The sequence below is a fragment of the Spirosoma lacussanchae genome, from assembly GCF_005870035.1.
GTDB classification, from domain to species: Bacteria; Bacteroidota; Bacteroidia; order Cytophagales; family Spirosomataceae; genus Spirosoma; species Spirosoma lacussanchae.
Genome location: NZ_SWJG01000003.1, coordinates 561,585 through 579,138, shown reverse-complemented (window position 1 = coordinate 579,138; position 17,554 = coordinate 561,585). Strand labels below are relative to the sequence as shown.

Below are 17,554 nucleotides of genomic sequence, written 5' to 3'. Positions count from 1 at the left end.
AGTAAAAAGATGATTCTTTTGACCCTATGTCACAACGCAGACAGGAGTGTCGGCGCGGACAGAAAGCCAAAAGAATCGCAAAGATACTTAAATTTCTTCAACCCGCACTAAGTGTTGAACCTTGTTGATGGCTCCTTTCATTGCGTCGTTGAATTCAACTTCAACGCTACGGTTGATTTTGCCCAAGCCCAACGACTTGATGGCGTTTTTCTGCGTTTGCGGCCGCTTGATCGTGCTTCTGATCTGCGTGATGCGTACCCGTGCCATGTTGCTGTTGGTTAACCGTTAAATACTTTGGCTACGCTGATCTGGCGCTGGAACGCTACCTGGTGAGGCAGACGCATTTTCAGCAGTGCATCAAGCGTGGCTTTAACTACGTTGTGCGGGTTTGACGACCCCTTCGATTTTGCCAGGATGTCATGTACACCAGCTGACTCGAGAACGGCGCGCATAGCACCACCCGCGATCAGACCAGTACCAGGAGCGGCCGGTTTCAGGAGCACAAAGCCACCGCTGAACTTACCTTCCATTTCGTGAGGTACCGTACGCTTCAGGAGCGGCACTTGTACCAGGTTCTTCTTGGCGTCTTCTACACCTTTGGCAATGGCGTCCGTTACTTCATTGGCTTTGCCCAATCCGTAACCAACTACGCCGTTACCGTCGCCGACGACGACGATGGCCGAGAAACTAAACCGGCGACCACCTTTCACCACCTTCGCTACGCGGTTGATGGCCACCACCTTTTCTTTCAGGTCGGCTTCGTTAAATTTTGTCGGTCTTGCTGCGTTCGTGTTCATTGCTTCGCGCTATCGCTTAAAACTTGAGGCCACCCTCGCGGGCTGCATCGGCCAGTGCTTTTACTTTACCGTGGTACAGGTAGCCGTTACGGTCGAACACGACGGCGTCGATGTTCTTGGCAAGTGCTTTTTCGGCAAGCCGCTGTCCGACTTTTTTCGCCGTTTCGACAGTGTTACCTTCTGTCTCGCTTTTCAGTTCAACCGAGGAAGCGGAGGCCAGCGTGTTGCCGGCAACGTCATCGATCAGCTGAGCATAGATCGCTTTGTTCGAGCGAAACACTGACAAACGGGGGCGTTCTGCCGTACCCGACACCTTGGCCCGGATACCGAACTTAATCCGTTGTCTTCTTTCTTGTTTATTCGTTGCCATATTATTTGATTCCGACCAAATAGGCGATTTAAATTGTCATGTATGACCATTGGCAGCCGGTAATTGTCACGAACCGTAGTACTGTGTACCACAAGCCGGACAAGTAACGGCCAGCTAATGACTTATTTCTTAGACGAAGATTTACCAGCTTTCCGACGAACCTGCTCGCCAATGAAGCGGATACCTTTGCCTTTGTACGGTTCAACTTTACGCAGCGAGCGGATTTTGGCCGCTACATCGCCCAGAAGTTGTTTGTCCGATCCTTCCAGATATACTTTCGGGTTCTGACCTTTCTCCGTAACGGCTGTTACTTTCACCTCACTCGGCACGGCCACGTACACGTTGTGCGAGTAGCCCAGCTGCAGTTCGAGAATGTTATTGGCAACCGACGCTTTATAACCAACCCCGATCACCTCGAGATCCAGTTTAAAGCCTTCGCTTACGCCCGTAACCATGTTATTGACCAGCGAGCGGTACAGTCCGTGCAGCGCTTTGTGGCGCTTCTGCTCCGTAGGGCGTGACACCTGGATCTGACCATCTTCAACGGCTACCGAAATATCCGGGTCAATCGGTTGGGTCAGCGTTCCTTTAGGCCCTTTTACTGTTACGACGTTATCATCGTTCACAGTCAGCGTTACGTTGCTGGGCAGGGCAATGGGTTTCTTACCTATGCGTGACATCGTTCTATTTCGGATTAATACACGTAACACAATACTTCACCACCGACATTCAGCGTTTTGGCTTCTTTGTCGGTCATGAGCCCTTTTGAGGTCGACAGGATGGCAACACCCAGCCCGTTATAGATGCGCGGCAGATTGTCGGCACCCCGGTACTGACGCAGACCTGGACGGCTGATGCGCTGTAAATCAACGATCGCCGACTGTTTGGTCGTCGGGTTGTACTTCAGGGCGATTTTAATCGTTCCCTGCGGAGTGCTATCGTCGAACTTGTAGTTCTGGATATATCCTTTTTCGTACAGGATCTTCGTAATTTCTTTCTTTATGTTGGAAGCAGGGATTTCCACGACCCGGTGCTTCGCCCGGATAGCGTTTCTGACGCGAGTCAGATAATCTGCTATAGGATCTGTATTCATTCTTAGCGTTGCGTTACTTGCAAACCCCTGTTTCCGAAAGAGTTCGCAAAATTACGGAAACTGAATTACAAATGATAGTAGGGTCTGGAAACTACCAGCTTGCCTTGGTTACTCCCGGAATCTTGCCCGCCGATGCCATTTCCCGGAACGTTACCCGTGAAATACCAAATTTGCGCATATACCCCCGGGGCCGCCCCGTCAGTTTGCAGCGATTGTGCAACCGAACAGGTGATGCATTCTTGGGCAGTTTGTCTAAACCGATGTAATCGCCGGCGGCTTTCAGGGCTGCCCGCTTTGCAGCGTATTTGGCAACTAATGCCTCGCGTTTCCGCTCCCGTGCTTTTATTGATTCTTTTGCCATGTCGGTTGGTTATTATTTGCCACTCTTGGCGAACGGCATGCCCATTGCTTTCAACAGTTCGTAGCTCTCGTTATCCGTATTGGCAGTCGTCACGAAGGTGATGTCCATACCCGAAATCCGGGAAACCTTATCGATGCTGATCTCGGGGAAGATGATCTGCTCCTGCACGCCGAAGGTGTAGTTGCCACGACCGTCGAAGCCTTTGTCGCTGATGCCTTTGAAGTCACGAACGCGGGGCAACGAAACCGTTGTCAGGCGATCCAGGAATTCATACATCCGCTCGCCACGCAGGGTCACTTTCGCACCGATGGGCATTTTCTCCCGCAGTTTGAAGTTCGAGACGGCTTTCTTCGACAGGGTCGGGATAGCGCGCTGACCCGTGATCGTCGTCAGTTCGTCGACACCTACATCAACCAGCTTTTTGTCAGCGACGGCAGCTCCGATCCCTTTGTTGATGACAATTTTGCTCAGACGCGGTACTTGCATAACCGACTTATACTGAAACTTGTCTTTCAACTGAGGTACGACCTCGCTCAAATATTTTTCTTTCAGTCTTGGCGTTGCCATTTTCTTAGACCTTGCTTAGTGTTATTGCTTACGATACGAGTCCGGAATCAGGTTACCCGTCTTCTTCGAGTACCGCTGCAATTTGCCATTCTCGTTCAGTTTGCGGCCCGTGCGGGTCGGCTCGCCCGTAGCAGGATCAACCAGTTTCAGGTTACTGATGTGGATTGACCCTTCCGTTTTAACCAGGCTCCCCTGTGGGTTCGACGCAGTCGGCTTCATGTGTTTGGTGATCATGGCCACACCCTCAACCCGGGCGCGATCTTTCTCAACGATCACTTCTTTCACAACACCGCGCTGGCCCTTTGCGTTTCCACCGATAACCAGAACGGTATCGCCCGTCTGGATATGGAATTTATGTTTCGGCAGCGTTATTTTCTTTTCCATTGCTTAGATTACCTCCGGCGCTAACGATACAATCTTCATAAACTGTTTCTCGCGCAACTCACGGGCTACGGGTCCGAAGATACGGGTGCCGCGTGGCTCATCGTTGTTGTTGAGCAGTACGGCTGCGTTGTCTTCGAACCGGATGTACGATCCATCTTTCCGACGGATTTCTTTCTTGGTGCGAACTACAACGGCTTTCGAAACCGTACCCTTTTTCATATTGCTGGACGAGAGGGCCTGCTTCACCGTGACGACAATCTTGTCACCTACTGATGCATACCGTTTGCCCGTACCGCCCAGAACGCGGATAACCAGTACTTCTTTAGCACCTGAGTTATCGGCTACTCCTAATCTAGATTCTTGCTGTACCATGGCTTACTTCGCTTTTTCGATGATTTCGACTAAACGCCAACGTTTGTTTTTGCTCATCGGACGGGTTTCCATAACGCGGACGGTGTCGCCGATACCGCAGTCATTATTCTCGTCGTGAACCGTCAGTTTCTTTGTTTTTTTCTGAAACTTTCCGTACAGCGGGTGCTTTACTTTACGCTCGATCGCAACCGTGATCGTTTTCTGCATCTTGTTGCTCGTTACCCGCCCGATCCGCTCTTTACGAGCGTTCCGCTCTGTTGTCGACTCACCCGTTTTGGCGGGAGTAGCGACGGCCTGCGGCTGTTCTGTGGCTGCTACCACCGGGGCTTGTGCTTCCTCCTGTGGTGCTGGTGCTTGTTGCTCTTCCATCGTCGTGTCTTATTAGGCTTGCCGCGATTTAGCTGTCAGTTCGGTGTTCAGGCGAGCGATCCGCTTCCGGCTCTCGCGAATGCGCATGGGGTTCTCGATTGGAGACACGGCATGGGCAAACTTCAGTTTCAGCAAACGATTCTGTTCGGCACCGATCTCGGCACGAATTTCATCGACCGACAATCCTTTCAAATCTTCTTTTTTCATTTTGTTCGTCGCTTAGGGGGACTAGTCTTCGACTTGCTCCTGATAATCACGCCGGACAACAAACTTGGTCCGAACCGGTAATTTCTGAGCGGCCAGGCGGAGCGCTTCCATGCCTGTTGCCAGATCTACACCCGTCGTTTCGAACATGATCGTACCAGGCTTTACCACGGCAACCCAATACTCAGGGGCACCTTTACCTTTACCCATCCGTACTTCAGCCGGCTTTTTGGTAATCGGCTTATCGGGGAAAATGCGAATCCATACCTGACCTTCGCGTTTCATGGCCCGGGTTACGGAGATACGGGCGGCTTCAATCTGGCGGGCGGTGATACGACCCGGCTCCAGTGACTTAATACCGAACGTACCGAAGGCAATCTCATGGCCGCGCGATGCGATACCTGGAATCCTGCCTTTATGCTGCTTACGGAATTTAGTTCTTTTTGGCTGTAACATCTGTATAAGAAGTTTACAGTTTGCAGTTTTCCGTTTCCTGCCCGGGCTTCACAACCGCTGAACCGAAAACCGAAAACTGAAACTCATTTATCGTCTTGGACCTCCACCGCCCCGGTTACCGCCAGCACCCTGGCCACCGCCCCGGTTGTTACCACCACGGCCGCCACCCTGGCCACCGCGATTGTTACCACCCCGATCGTTGCCACCGCGGTCACCACGACCACGACCACCGCGGTCGTTGCCATCGCGGTCACCACGCGGACCCCGGCGATCACCACGGTCGTTGGCACCAGCAGCCCGCTCACCGGCCTGCGCCTGACTCATCATAGCGGCTGGCGACAGATCTCGCTTGCCGTAGACTTCACCTTTGAAGATCCAGACTTTGATACCAATCTTACCGTATACGGTCTGCGCTTCTGAGATAGCATAGTCGATATCGGCACGCAGGGTGTGAAGAGGTACACGACCTTCTTTGTACTGCTCCGAACGGGCAATTTCAGCACCACCCAGACGGCCCGATACTTTTACTTTGATACCCTGTGCTCCTACGCGGATGGCCGACTGGATAGCCTGCTTCATGGCGCGACGGAACGAGATACGAGCCTGCAGCTGCTGAGCAATCGCTTCACCAACCAGTTTGGCATCAATTTCGGGCCGTTTGATCTCGAAAATATTGATCTGTACGTCTTTGCCCGTGATGTTTTTCAGCTCTTCTTTGATCTTGTCAACTTCGCCACCGCCTTTACCAATCACAATACCCGGGCGGGCTGTGTGGATGGTCAGCGTTACGCGCTTCAGGGTACGCTCGATAACGACCCGCGCAATGGCGCCTTTCGGAATACGAGCCGCTACGTATTTCCGGATTTTCTCGTCTTCTACGAGTTTATCCGAAAACTCTTTGCCGCCGTACCAGCTTGATTCCCAGCCCCGAACAATACCAAGTCGTAGGCCAACTGGATTAATTTTTTGTCCCATTTCTTAGTTCTCGTTTTCTGGGGTTTGTGCTTCTGCCTGCTCTAACACCGGCTGGGCTGCGCTGTCGATCACAATGGTGATGTGGTTCGAGCGTTTCCGGATCCGGTGACCACGACCCTGCGGAGCCGGACGAAGACGCTTCAGCATCGGACCGCCGTCGACGAAGATCGTTTTTACATAGAGGTCGGCGTCTTCGATACGCTCGTCCTCGTTTTTCTGCTGCCAGTTGGCTACTGCCGACAGCAGCACCTTCTGTAGTATAGCGGCACTAGCCTGAGGCTGGTATTTTAACAGACCCAACGCCCGGCTTACGCGCTGACCCCGAATCAGGTCGGCGATCAACCGCATCTTACGGGGCGACGTGGGCACATCTTTAAGTCTTGCTACTGCTTCCATGTTTGTATGGCTTTGGGCCTGGGAGAAGGGGCGCTGGGGTAAGTTACCCGAGCCCGCTGCCCAAAACCCTATGCTAGTTTATCGTTTGCCCTTGTCTTTCTTCGCGGTGTGTCCCCGGAAGTTGCGGGTCGGCGAGAATTCGCCGAGCTTGTGTCCTACCATGTTCTCCGTGACATAGACCGGAATGAACTTGTTGCCGTTGTGAACAGCGAACGTGTGGCCAACGAAATCCGGCGAGATCATAGAACGACGCGACCAGGTTTTGATGACCGATTTCTTACCCGAATCGTTCTGCGCCTGGACTTTATTGTCTAGGCGAAAATCAATATATGGGCCTTTTTTGAGTGAACGTGCCATTGTTATCTGTTACTTTTTGCGTCGGCTAATAATCATGCTGTTCGAAGCCTTGTTCTTCTTGCGGGTCTTCTGACCTTTGGCCATCTGACCATTGCGCGAGCGTGGGTGACCACCCGAAGCCCGGCCTTCGCCACCACCCATGGGGTGATCGACAGGGTTCATCACGACGGCACGGGTACGGGGGCGAATGCCCAGCCAGCGGTTACGACCGGCTTTACCCATGACCACGTTCATGTGATCGGGGTTCGATACCGAACCAACCGTAGCCATACCTGCGCTCAGTACCCGGCGGGTTTCGCCCGAAGGCAACCGCAGGATAGCATACTTATCTTCACGACCAACTAACTGGGCATACGTACCAGCCGAGCGGGCCATCGAGCCCCCTTTACCGGGTGTCAGCTCAATATTGTGAACGATGGTACCGATTGGCATAGCGCTCAGCGGCAGTGCATTGCCCACGTCCGGCGTAGACCCTTCGCCCGACATGATTGTCTGACCAACGGTGATACCCTGAGGGGCAATAATGTAGCGTTTCTCGCCGTCAGCGTATTGTACCAGCGAGATACGGGCCGAGCGGTTGGGATCATACTCTACAGTCAAAACTTCGGCGGGCTGGCCGACTTTATCGCGCTTGAAGTCAATGATGCGGTAATGCCGCTTATGACCTCCACCAATGTAGCGCATAGTGCGGTGACCTTCGCTATTGCGGCCACCGGTTCTCTTCAGGGGCTCCAGCAGGCTTTTTTCCGGCTTGGAGGCTGTCAGTTCCGCAAAATCAGGTGCCACCCGGAAGCGGGTACCTGGCGTAACTGGTCTCATTTTTTTAACTCCCATGACTGATTAATTGGTAGGGCAATGCCCGGTTTACAGGTCAGCGTAGATATCGATTACTTCGCCTTCTGCCACCGTTACAATTGCCTTCTTGGTGGTTGGGGTCTTACCCGTTACAATGCGTCCGTTGATGTTCTTGCTCCGCTTCTTGCCGTACACACGCATGGTGTGAACCGAAGAAACATTAACACCGTACATCTTCTCGATGGCTTTGCCGATTTCGAGTTTGTTCGCTTTTAGTTCGACCTCAAAAGCATACTTCCCCTGCTTGTTCAGGTCCGTCATCTTTTCGGTGACGATTGGTCGTTTCAGTACGTTCATGAGTTTGCGTTGTCGAAGAGCGTTTGGATGGATGTCAGCGCTTCTTCGCTGATGAGCAGTTGATCAGCGTTCATCAGGTCATATGTATTTACCTGAGAAGCCGTCGTTACTTTCGTCTTCTGCACGTTCCGGCTCGACAGAACCACGTTCTGATTAACGTCAGGCAGAATCAGCAGCGTTTTGCGGCCGGCTACCTTGAGGTCATTCAGGAACTGGATGTAATCTTTCGTGCGGGGTGCTTCGAGCGTAAGGCTGTCAATAACCGAAATCTTGTCGGCCTGCGCTTTTACGGCAAATGCCGATTTGCGGGCCAGCGATTTCACTTTCTTGTTCAGCTTGAAGCTATAGTCGCGGGGACGGGGACCGAAGATTGTACCACCACCTACGAATACAGGCGATTTGGCACTACCGGCGCGGGCACCGCCCGTACCTTTTTGTTTCTTCAGTTTGCGGGTCGAGTGAGCATTTTCAGCACGCTCTTTCGCTTTGTGCGTACCCTGGCGCTGGTTGGCCAGATACTGTTTCACGTCGAGATAAATCGCGTGCTGATTGGGCTGGATACCGAAGACTTCTTCGGGCAGGGTAATTTTCTTGCCGGTGTCTTCGCCTTTGCTGTTATATACGATTACTTCCATGGCCTATTTCTCGATAATAACGTATGAATTCTTAGCCCCCGGAATAGAACCGCTTACAACGAGCAGGTTTTGCTCGGGCATTACACGCAACACACGCAGGTTTTGCACTTTCACGCGATTGCCACCCATGCGACCGGCCATGCGCAGGCCTTTGAATACCCGCGAGGGGAACGAACAGGCGCCAATCGAACCCGGGTGACGACCCCGGTTGTGCTGGCCGTGCGTCTGACCGCCTACCCCACCGAATCCATGACGTTTCACAACGCCTTGAAAACCGCGGCCTTTGGCGGTTCCGACTACGTCAACGAAATCAGCTTCGTTGAAAACGTCGGCTACCGTAAGTGTTGCTCCGAGGCTCAACTCCTGCTCGAATTCTTTGAATTCAACCAGTTTGCGCTTCGGGGTGGTACCAGCTTTCTTGAAGTGGCCCAGCTCCGGCTTGTTGGTGTGCTTTTCTTTACGCTCGCCATAACCCAGTTGCACAGCCGCGTAGCCGTCTTTCTCGACGCTACGAACTTGAGTTACGACACAGGGACCCGTCTCAATCACTGTACATGCCAGAGCCTGCCCGTCCGCATTGTACACGCTGGTCATCCCGATTTTCTTGCCAATTAAACCAGACATTTGTGTTTGTTTAAAGTAAGCAGGTAATTTAAGGTACTCGTTTCCAGACCCGGCGACTTGCCAAATCGGGCCGCAAAAGTAGGTAAATAATAGGATACTTCCTAGTATCTGCTTCGTTTTCAGGCCCTCAAACAACATGAAAAAAGGTCGGGCGCGCTGCACCTGACCTTAAACAGGCAGACAAGACCCCGCTATGCAAGGTTTGTTTGCCTAAAAGTCAGATGTGGTTTCTGCCAAAGCAGACCTTCACCCTCGTATGTTGTTGATTCGTGTGCCGAGTTTGGGAGTGCAAAAGTAGACAATTAGTCTGACAAACAGAAAAATATTCCAAAAATTTAATCGACTTTCTGACTGGGGTTAGCGAACCCGCCTTCCCCTGGCTCCTCCACGGTATTCAGCCTATTGGTCTATCGGAAGAAAAACCGCGACGGGCCTATCTCGGCCCGTACCGAATCAATCAGCGCGCCACCGGGCTGGTAACGTATTACGTACCCGGCCTGCTTGTAGGAAGGCGTTACCCCCGCGTAGATAATGCCCGTTTGCGGATCAACCCCCAACCCGCTGAACAGTCGCCCGATAAACGGACTCGTAGCCGGTATGCTGGCATCATCGATACCAAAACGGTAGGTTTCTCCTTTCTGCCGATAGTTATCAGACGCGTCGTAGAACGAGTTGACAAAATAGAACGTCTTCTTGTCCTGGCTCAGCGCGAACGAACCCGGTGTTTTGGGCGACCCGCCTACCCTGAGCCGCTTGTCGACAACTTTACTGGCTGTATTGACCCGCACCATTTCGTTGGTCTCCTGTACGTACGCCCACAGCCGTCCGTTTGCATCAACGTCAATGGGATTGGTGTTCACCCCTACATCGATACCGGGCTGTTTTAGTTCATCCGTTTCGGTATTAATCACGGTCAGGGCCCGGTCACCCCCGTCGCTGCCGACAAAAGCTTCACTGCCAACGACGGTAATACGGTTAGCGCCTTTAGGCAGCGTAATTTTTTTGGAAACCGTACGCGACGCCAGGTTCACCACCAGTACATAGCCGGGGCTGGCGAAGAAGTTAGCTCCGCTGCCTGTAGCTCCCCAGCAGGTGATGTAGGCTTTGTTGAGGCCTGCCCGGACAACGAAACGAGGATTCTCTACGTCGGGCGCTTTCAGGGTAGTCAGCGATTTGAACGTACCGATCTCGACAATCTCGACTTTGTCCTGCCCGGCGGTGCTGTTGTCGACCAGAATGATTCCTTTCCCGTCAATTTCTGTATAATCCTGCAAACCGCCGGTTAGCGTCCGCGCGTTGGCCGCGTTGAAGATGTCGGTGGCGGGGTTTGTACCATTGCGGGCCAGGAAAGTTATGGACCCATTATTATCCGTAAAATTTCCGGAGTTTAGGATATAAGCGCCCGTCTCGTAGGGAGACGGTGTCGGCTCGGTGGTGTTACAGCTCCAGAGGCCGACAGCCAACAGGCTAGCCGCGAGTACGTTGGTCAATTGATTAGTCATGAGAAACAAACGATGAATTAATAAGCAGGTTGATAGAAAAATTTCGGCCGGGCAGGGCGTTACGCTTTACGCTGAACAGCAGCGCGTCGAAGATATTGTTGGCCTGTCCCTGCACCCGAATCGATGCGGGGCCAATACGAACGGTACTTTCCAGCAGCACGTTGGTCAGGCTGACTCCGTCGAACGACTGGCTTTCGTCGAAGGTGATATACCGGCGCGAGGTAGCCTGAGTCTGTACGGTCAGGCGGGCGGAACCCCGGCCTACGTAGGCGTTGATGGTACCCGTATGAATAGGTACATAGGGTAGTTGCTTGTCGATCACATCCTGGGCGTAGGTGCTATAGGCCCGCTGCTGGGCCGAACGGGTGAGCGCATATCCTGCCCGGATTCCGGCCCGCCACCGATTATGGTCGTACGACAGTGAGGTGGTCAGTTCGGCTCCGCGGGCCACGACCAGTTGCAGATTCTCGACCCGGTAGCCATAATCCGGATTCCAGTACGACCAGTCATCGATTCGATTGCGGTACGCGGTTACATCGGCGGTCATACGCAGCTGATCAGTCAGGGTGGCGGTCAGGCTGAGGCCCGTTTCCAGGTTCAGCCCATTCTCGGGCCGCAGGTCCGGGTTGCCCAGCCCCGCCCAGTAGCGTTCGTTCAGCGTGGGTACGCGGTAACTGCGCCCGGCCGACGCTTTGGCAGTTAATGTGAGCAGATTATGACGTATGATCTGGTGTTCGGCTCCAAGCGATGGAGTCAGGGGTGGGTTGAAACGCGTTACGAAGGCCTGACGGATGGTGGCTGACACGAGCCAGCGAGTAGCCTGCATCCGCAGCAGCGCATACAGATCCTGCCGGTTTTCGGTGATCAGCTGCCCGCCGTAACCATCGGTATAGGTTCGGTAATGTGACCACTCGCCCCCTATACGCAGGTCGGTCAGTAAACCGGCCCGGCTCGGCCACAGCCGAAATTCCCGTTCTGCACGGCCCAGTAATCGGTCTGTACGGGTGCGGCTGGGCGTGCTGACGTTGCCCTTTGCATAATCGAACCGGTCGCGTATCCAGCCAAGCCGCAGGGTTGTTCTGTTGGCCTCGTAGGTAGCCAGCAACCGAGCCGACTGGGTTCGGGTGCGTTCGCGGGCAATAGTGTCCTGGGGCGTTACGACCAGATCATTGTCGGTCAGCCAGGTATTGACCGATACCTGCCGTCCGTTTCGATGGCGGAGGTACACGTCCTGAATAAAGCCCCGCTGCCCTGTTCGGGACTGCTCAACAAAATAATTGCGTCGCTCGGCGTACGGGTACTGATTGTTAAGCTGGCTGCGGTAGGCTAGTGTCTTGCCCGACAGTTGCCAGGCCCGGCCGGTCGGCGTACCATAGCGAAGCCCCAATTGTGTCTGATTGTTCTGGAAGCTGGCCAGCTGCTGTCCCAGCGATATGCCCAGCCCGGACCGCCAGTCGGGGCCGCTACTCAGTAGTACACTACCTCCAACGGCGTCTGAGCCCACTACGCTGGCCGACGAGCCGTACTGCACCGCCAGCCGGTCGAAACCCGCCACAGGCAGGGTCGAAAAATCGGTCTGGCCCAGGTTAGGCTGATTGATATTGATACCGTTCCAGAGTACGGCCGTATGGTTGGCCGAGGTACCCCGAAACGACACCGTAGCCAGCTGACCCGGTCCGTAATTTCGGAACGCCAGCGGGCTGTTGAACGCCAGCAGGTCGGTGAGCGCGCCGAACCGAAACTGGAGCAGCGTAGCCGAATCGATCCGCTGGAGCTTTTGCCCGGCCAGGAACCGCTCAGACGCGATCGCCCGTACCGTCACAGCTGACAGCACCCGGCCCGAATCTGCCGGAACCGAAACGAACTGGGCCATAGCGACCTGTCTGATCAGCAGACCGACAAGTACCAGCATAGCCCGCTCATGCAGGTTTTTTTTCACCAATACATCGAGAAAAAGTAGGCACCGCCCGTCAAAACGGACCGGCACGCGGTTGGGGCGTTTCCTCCGAACGCCAGAACAACGGATGGTCTTCGGCAGGTCTCCTGGCTTATTTCACCGGTTCGGGTCTTCCCATCTTCTCCCGGCTTCGGCAGTGACAGTGACCATGTGGATTGAACCGGTTCTCAGTGAAACGTACAGTTGCGGGGACAGCTCCGGTCTATAACCGGATTCCCTTTTAAGCCGTGAAAGCTGCTATGAAGCAGCATCAGGCACCGAAAACTCAAGCGTAAAGGTAGGTAATTTCCTTCCCGAATGCTACCGACGCTGCGCTGTTCTGACCCTGACGGGCCATTAGTTAGCATGTATCCCAAGGCACAGAACGTCACCGTCGTGGGGCTATGGCTCAGGTATACCTTATGTCAAATCAGACCATGGCCGCCAGGGTAACAGGTGTTATCACAAAAGCGGCCATGGTCTATCTCTAGCTGGCGTCTAATCAGAACCCTTCGGCTTTTATTTCTTTCTCGGTGATCGTCCCGTATTTTTTTACCTTTTCCCGAATGGCGTCGGCTTTACCGATCAGGACGAACTGCAGGTTGTTTTTGGGGAAATATTGATCGATGATCTGCCGGGTTTTAGCCACGGTCAGGCCATCGACGTTCTTCTGGAAATTATTGATAAACGACTCGTCGAAACCCAGGCTGAACATATCGGTCAGCAGGTTAGCCAGTTCGCTGGCCGATTCGTAGCGGGGCGGGAAGTCGGCTTTGACGTAATTCTTGGCCGATTCGAGTACCTTTTCGTCGATCCCGGTCCGGTGCAGACTGTCGAGTACGTGCAGCGCCAGATCGATGGCTTCGGTGGTTGTGCTGACTTTGGTAAACGTCGAGATGGCGAACGTACCGCTGTTGCGATAGGTACCAAAGCGGCTGCCGGCCCCGTAGGTAAGCCCCGAGTTAACCCGCAGCGCATCGTTCAGCCAGGACGTAAACCGACCGCCCAGAATGGTGTTGACAACAGTTACGGGAATAAAGTCGGGGTTGTTTTGCGTGATGCCTTTGCCTCCGATCAGAAACGTTGTTTCGCGGGCGTCGTCTTTGTTGATCAGCAGTACCCGGTTTTTGTCGAACGTTACCTGCGGCTCGGTTAGTTTGGGCGTGGTAGCAGCTGCGGTCTTCCAGTTCCCGAACAGGCTGGTGATTCTTTTTTTCATGTCGGCGGAGTTAAAATCGCCCACAATGGCAATAGCCGCCCGATCGGTCGTGTAGTTTTTCAGATAAAACTGACGAACGTCGCTGACGGTAATGGCCGACACCGCCGAGGGCGTTCCGGTAATGGGGTTGGCGTACGGGTGAGCGTCGTAGACAAAGCGATTGAAATAACTGTTTACCACGGCCCGCGGGCTTTCTTTCTGCTGGGTGAGCTGCAGCAACTGGCGCTGCTTATACTTGTCAAATTCCGCCTGATCGAACGTCGGCTTGGTAACGACATCCTGAATGATATCGAACAGCAGATCCTGATCTTTCACCGCAAACGAGGCCGATAGCTTGGCTACTTCCTTACCGGCATAGGTCTCGATACTGGCTCCAACGTATTCGGCTTTTTCTTCGAGTTGCGCTTTGGTGTATTTCGCGCTGCCGAACAGCAGGGCCTCGGCGGTCATGTTGGCCAGCCCGTAGCGGTTACCATCCTGCACCGCCCCGGCATCGAACACTACCGATACGTTGATGAGCGGCACTTCACGTTGCTCCATCAGGTAGACTGTAAGCCCGTTTTTAAGTTTGAGTTTCTGATACGGTGGCACTTTGAAGGTTTGCGCCTGGCTTATACCTGCCAGGAAGAGCGCCGTAATGAGCGTAAGAATTGTTTTCATGTCGATTTAGTTGGCGGCTCCTTTTTTGGTGGGTTCTGGCAGCAGGTAGCCGACGGTGCGGTTACGCGCGGTGAGGTAGGTTCTGGCAACGCGCTGTACGTCTTCCTTCGTCACTTTTTCGTAAAGTGACGGGGCTTCGTAGAGCTTTTTGTAATCGCCGAAGAACAGCTCGTAGGTACCGAGGGAGTTGGCTTTTCCGTTGATGGTTTCCATGGTTCGGTAAAACTCCATCAGCTTCTGGTTCTTCAGCTTCTGCAGCTCGGCGTCGGAGATTCCTTCGGCAATTACCTTATCGATCTGGTTCAGGATTGACCGCTCCAACTGCTCAGCCGATACGTTGCTGGCCGCAATGCCATAGATGTAAAACAGATTCGGGTCAAACGACTCGCCAAAGTTCGTAAACGCCCGCGATGCGATGGTCGAGTCCAGCACCAGCGCCTTCACCAGCCTTGACGAGTTGCCGGCGCTCAGCACCCCGCTCAGCAGATCAAGAGCATAATAATCGGGATGACGGGTGGCAGGGGTATGATAAGCCAGCAGGATGTTGGGGGTAGCTATGTCCTTGTAGGTCGTTACGCGCCGTTCGCCATTCTGGGGCGGCTCTACGGTACGGATGCTGTCGGGTAAGGGCTGGGCCGGGATGGGCTCAATGTACTGCTCAGCTAGTTTCCGTACCTGCGCGGCTGTAATATCACCCACCACGACGGCTACAGCGTTGTTGGGCGAGTAATAGGTTTTAAAATACCGCTCCAGATCGGCCTGTGTCCACTTTTTGATGTCCGACTCGAAGCCAATGACCGGAAACATATACGGATGCTCGACAAAGGCCACCGATTTTACCAGCTCGCTGATAACCCGGTAGTTGCTATTCTCCAGCCCTGTACTCCGCTCCGACAGCACGACACCCCGCTCGCTTTCTACCATTTTGGGGTCGATGGCCAGATCGCGGATGCGGTCGGCTTCGAGGTCGAAGATTGTTTCGAGGGCGCCACTCTGAAACCAGTCGGTATAGACCGTTGTGTTTTCGGTCGTGTAGGCGTTGTTGGAGCCGCCATTGGCTTCCATAACGCGGTCAAACTGCTTGGGGCCGTACTTCTTCGCACCGTTAAACATCATGTGCTCGAAAAAGTGCGACAGGCCCGTAATGCCGTGGACTTCGTTGCGGGCGCCCACCTTCCAGAACGTGTAAAAGTTGGCGTTGGGAATGGAGTGGTCTTCGAGAACCATAAATTTCATACCGTTCCGGAGCGTAAACGTCTTTACGTCTTCCGGCTTTGGTTTGTTCTGGGCATGTACGACAAGGCCTGCTGTGACCAGCAGTCCCGTCAGCAGCCTGATTCGGTAGTTCATGGGATGAATAATGAGTTGGGAGAATCGCTAAATTTAATGACCTTTCGTCCATGAATCAACCCTTATGGACCCTCAGCGGTCAATATGCCCTGGTAACGGGCGGCACCAAAGGTATCGGTGAGGCCATAGTCAACCAGTTTCTGAGTCTGGGGGCAGCCGTATTCATCGTAGCCCGCGACAATAGCTTACTGCAGGATCAGCTTGACACTTACCGCCAGCAGGGCCATACCGTGGCGGGTCTGGCAACCGACATTGGCCAGCCGGGTGCCGCTGCCGATGTTATAGCGGCCATCCAGGCCGAGTGGGGCCGGCTCGATATCGTGGTCAATAATGCCGGTACTAATATCCGCAAAGCCACCGCAGACTACAGCCCGACCGAGTATGAACACATTCTGAACACGAACCTCCGGTCGGCCTACGAACTTACGCAGGCGGCTTACCCGTTGCTACGCACCTCCGCCGTTGGAGGAAAGGTAGTCATGGTATCGTCGGTGTCGGCTCTTACCCACACCAGTAGCGGCTCGCTCTACGGCATGAGCAAAGCCGCTATGTTACAACTGACCCGAAACCTGGCCGTCGAGTGGGCGCCGGACCGCATCCGGATTAACGCCGTAGCGCCCTGGTATATACGTACCCCCCTGGCCGAACCGGTGTTGAGCAATCCCGACAAGTTAGCGAGCATCCTGGCCCGAACGCCCATGAACCGCGTCGGCGAGCCCGCCGAGGTAGCCTCGGCCGTGTCATTTCTGTGTATGCCCGCATCGGGCTATATAACGGGCCAGACCATTTCGGTCGATGGGGGGTTGCTGGCCTGGGGATATTAGGCCGGCCATATTTTTTTTCGAGGTACGCAACCATTCGTCAGTTTGTCCGTACAGACGAATGAACCGGTTCAACTGTTCATTTCTCACCCCCAAACACAGTTGATACAATGACCTTGTTTACCTTTTCGCGTCGGCTGCTGATGCTGACAGCGCTGTTCATCGTAAGCCTGACGAGCTGCAACGAGGAGAATCCTACCGTTGCCTCGCCGGATCTTGTACTGGCATCGACCACGCTGGGGAATGTGCTGGCGGGCGAAGGCGGCAAAACCCTTTATTTCTTCGCCAACGACGCCGACGGCAAAGCCAACTGCACCGGTAACTGCCTGACAAACTGGCCCATCTTTTACAAGGAAGCACCAGCCATTGCTACGGGCTTGAACCCAGCCGACTTCACCACGATTACCCGGGCCGACGGCACGAAACAAACCGCCTTCAAAGGATGGCCGCTCTACTATTATAAAAACGATGCCAAGGCGGGCGATGTCAACGGCGAAAACGTAGGTAACGTCTGGCAGGTGGCCAAACCAACGTATACGGTCCTGCTCGCATCCCGGCAGCTGGTGGGGCTGGACGGCAAAAACTACACCTTCGATCAGAAAGAAGGAATCGGCAACTCGTTATATTTGACAGACAATACAGGCCGCACTTTATACGCCTTCGCCAACGATAAGAAGAACACCAACCGGTATACCCAGGCCGATCTAAGCAACAACGCCACCTGGCCCATTGCCGAAGTATCCAGCCTGGGCGACATTCCCTCAGCGTTAAAAAAGAGCGATTTCGGGACGATTACAGCCGTGGGCAAAACGCAGCTTACCTACAAGGGGTGGCCGCTGTACTACTTCGGCAATGATCAGGGACAGCGCGGCAGTACTAAAGGGGTCAGCGTACCACGCCCCGGTGTCTGGCCCGTTGTTAACGCTACTACCCCCGAAGCGCCCTTGCCGTAAT

The 17,554-nt window shown here is 54.0% G+C and carries 25 protein-coding genes and 1 riboswitch; of the genes, 2 read left to right on the top strand and 23 right to left on the bottom strand.

Features of this window, described 5'->3' with window-relative positions; all coding sequences use genetic code 11:
• Positions 1–87 precede the first annotated feature (87 nt).
• From rpmD to FBR45_RS15515, 23 genes are all read right to left on the bottom strand, one after another.
• The gene (rpmD, locus tag FBR45_RS15625; RefSeq protein ID WP_077919282.1) at positions 88–267 is read right to left on the bottom strand and encodes a 50S ribosomal protein L30; all 180 of its coding nucleotides are present in this window, start codon (positions 265–267) and stop codon (positions 88–90) included.
• Between the two features lie 11 nt (positions 268–278).
• On the bottom strand, positions 279–797 hold the full coding sequence (gene rpsE / locus FBR45_RS15620; protein WP_077919283.1) for a 30S ribosomal protein S5: 519 nt from the start codon (positions 795–797) through the stop codon (positions 279–281).
• Positions 798–813: 16 nt separating this feature from the next.
• Positions 814–1,167: a 50S ribosomal protein L18 gene (rplR, locus tag FBR45_RS15615; protein WP_077919284.1), complete on the bottom strand. Its 354-nt coding sequence runs from the start codon at positions 1,165–1,167 to the stop codon at positions 814–816.
• A gap of 122 nt (positions 1,168–1,289) precedes the next feature.
• On the bottom strand, positions 1,290–1,847 hold the full coding sequence (gene rplF / locus FBR45_RS15610; RefSeq protein ID WP_077919285.1) for a 50S ribosomal protein L6: 558 nt from the start codon (positions 1,845–1,847) through the stop codon (positions 1,290–1,292).
• Between the two features lie 14 nt (positions 1,848–1,861).
• A complete protein-coding gene (gene rpsH, locus FBR45_RS15605) occupies positions 1,862–2,260 on the bottom strand; it encodes a 30S ribosomal protein S8 (RefSeq protein WP_077919286.1) in 399 nt (132 codons plus the stop codon).
• A gap of 91 nt (positions 2,261–2,351) precedes the next feature.
• Positions 2,352–2,621 carry a 30S ribosomal protein S14 gene (rpsN, locus tag FBR45_RS15600; protein ID WP_077919287.1) on the bottom strand — a complete coding sequence of 90 codons (270 nt, stop codon included), beginning with the start codon at positions 2,619–2,621 and terminating at the stop codon, positions 2,352–2,354.
• A gap of 12 nt (positions 2,622–2,633) precedes the next feature.
• Complete coding sequence (gene rplE / locus FBR45_RS15595; protein WP_138503902.1) at positions 2,634–3,188, bottom strand: 50S ribosomal protein L5; 555 nt, start codon at positions 3,186–3,188, stop codon at positions 2,634–2,636.
• A 21-nt stretch (positions 3,189–3,209) separates the two neighbouring features.
• Complete coding sequence (gene rplX / locus FBR45_RS15590) at positions 3,210–3,572, bottom strand: 50S ribosomal protein L24 (RefSeq protein WP_077919289.1); 363 nt, start codon at positions 3,570–3,572, stop codon at positions 3,210–3,212.
• 3 nt (positions 3,573–3,575) lie between these two features.
• Positions 3,576–3,944: a 50S ribosomal protein L14 gene (gene rplN / locus FBR45_RS15585; RefSeq protein WP_077919290.1), complete on the bottom strand. Its 369-nt coding sequence runs from the start codon at positions 3,942–3,944 to the stop codon at positions 3,576–3,578.
• Between the two features lie 3 nt (positions 3,945–3,947).
• Positions 3,948–4,313 (bottom strand): 30S ribosomal protein S17, encoded by a 366-nt coding sequence (gene rpsQ / locus FBR45_RS26825; RefSeq protein ID WP_077919291.1) that lies wholly within the window; start codon positions 4,311–4,313, stop codon positions 3,948–3,950.
• 12 nt (positions 4,314–4,325) lie between these two features.
• Positions 4,326–4,520, bottom strand: coding sequence for a 50S ribosomal protein L29 (gene rpmC / locus FBR45_RS15575; RefSeq protein WP_129602927.1), 195 nt, complete (start codon positions 4,518–4,520; stop codon positions 4,326–4,328).
• Between the two features lie 21 nt (positions 4,521–4,541).
• On the bottom strand, positions 4,542–4,973 hold the full coding sequence (gene rplP / locus FBR45_RS15570) for a 50S ribosomal protein L16 (RefSeq protein ID WP_012930235.1): 432 nt from the start codon (positions 4,971–4,973) through the stop codon (positions 4,542–4,544).
• An 87-nt stretch (positions 4,974–5,060) separates the two neighbouring features.
• Positions 5,061–5,948 carry a 30S ribosomal protein S3 gene (gene rpsC / locus FBR45_RS15565; protein ID WP_077919293.1) on the bottom strand — a complete coding sequence of 296 codons (888 nt, stop codon included), beginning with the start codon at positions 5,946–5,948 and terminating at the stop codon, positions 5,061–5,063.
• A 3-nt stretch (positions 5,949–5,951) separates the two neighbouring features.
• A complete protein-coding gene (gene rplV / locus FBR45_RS15560; protein ID WP_077919294.1) occupies positions 5,952–6,344 on the bottom strand; it encodes a 50S ribosomal protein L22 in 393 nt (130 codons plus the stop codon).
• Positions 6,345–6,422: 78 nt separating this feature from the next.
• Positions 6,423–6,701: a 30S ribosomal protein S19 gene (gene rpsS, locus FBR45_RS15555; RefSeq protein ID WP_012930238.1), complete on the bottom strand. Its 279-nt coding sequence runs from the start codon at positions 6,699–6,701 to the stop codon at positions 6,423–6,425.
• Between the two features lie 9 nt (positions 6,702–6,710).
• The gene (gene rplB / locus FBR45_RS15550; RefSeq protein WP_077919295.1) at positions 6,711–7,535 is read right to left on the bottom strand and encodes a 50S ribosomal protein L2; all 825 of its coding nucleotides are present in this window, start codon (positions 7,533–7,535) and stop codon (positions 6,711–6,713) included.
• A gap of 30 nt (positions 7,536–7,565) precedes the next feature.
• Positions 7,566–7,853 carry a 50S ribosomal protein L23 gene (rplW, locus tag FBR45_RS15545; RefSeq protein WP_077919296.1) on the bottom strand — a complete coding sequence of 96 codons (288 nt, stop codon included), beginning with the start codon at positions 7,851–7,853 and terminating at the stop codon, positions 7,566–7,568.
• Positions 7,850–8,488: a 50S ribosomal protein L4 gene (rplD, locus tag FBR45_RS15540; RefSeq protein WP_138503899.1), complete on the bottom strand. Its 639-nt coding sequence runs from the start codon at positions 8,486–8,488 to the stop codon at positions 7,850–7,852. Before rplD ends, rplW begins: the two co-directional genes overlap by 4 nt.
• 3 nt (positions 8,489–8,491) lie before the next feature.
• Positions 8,492–9,112, bottom strand: a complete 621-nt coding sequence (rplC, locus tag FBR45_RS15535) for a 50S ribosomal protein L3 (RefSeq protein ID WP_138503897.1) — start codon at positions 9,110–9,112, stop codon at positions 8,492–8,494.
• 407 nt (positions 9,113–9,519) lie between these two features.
• Complete coding sequence (locus tag FBR45_RS15530; protein WP_138503895.1) at positions 9,520–10,614, bottom strand: DUF5074 domain-containing protein; 1,095 nt, start codon at positions 10,612–10,614, stop codon at positions 9,520–9,522.
• A complete protein-coding gene (locus tag FBR45_RS15525) occupies positions 10,607–12,526 on the bottom strand; it encodes a TonB-dependent receptor plug domain-containing protein (RefSeq protein WP_138504050.1) in 1,920 nt (639 codons plus the stop codon). Before FBR45_RS15525 ends, FBR45_RS15530 begins: the two co-directional genes overlap by 8 nt.
• 104 nt (positions 12,527–12,630) lie before the next feature.
• Positions 12,631–12,848: riboswitch (cobalamin riboswitch) on the bottom strand.
• Positions 12,849–13,052: 204 nt separating this feature from the next.
• Positions 13,053–14,429, bottom strand: a complete 1,377-nt coding sequence (locus FBR45_RS15520; protein ID WP_138503893.1) for a M16 family metallopeptidase — start codon at positions 14,427–14,429, stop codon at positions 13,053–13,055.
• A 6-nt stretch (positions 14,430–14,435) separates the two neighbouring features.
• On the bottom strand, positions 14,436–15,779 hold the full coding sequence (locus FBR45_RS15515; RefSeq protein WP_138503891.1) for a M16 family metallopeptidase: 1,344 nt from the start codon (positions 15,777–15,779) through the stop codon (positions 14,436–14,438).
• Positions 15,780–15,829: 50 nt separating this feature from the next.
• Between FBR45_RS15515 and FBR45_RS15510 the strand changes: the two genes are divergently transcribed.
• Both FBR45_RS15510 and FBR45_RS15505 read left to right on the top strand, forming a co-directional pair.
• Positions 15,830–16,603 carry an SDR family oxidoreductase gene (locus FBR45_RS15510; RefSeq protein WP_138503889.1) on the top strand — a complete coding sequence of 258 codons (774 nt, stop codon included), beginning with the start codon at positions 15,830–15,832 and terminating at the stop codon, positions 16,601–16,603.
• 107 nt (positions 16,604–16,710) lie between these two features.
• The gene (locus tag FBR45_RS15505; RefSeq protein WP_138503887.1) at positions 16,711–17,553 is read left to right on the top strand and encodes a hypothetical protein; all 843 of its coding nucleotides are present in this window, start codon (positions 16,711–16,713) and stop codon (positions 17,551–17,553) included.
• Position 17,554 lies beyond the last annotated feature (1 nt).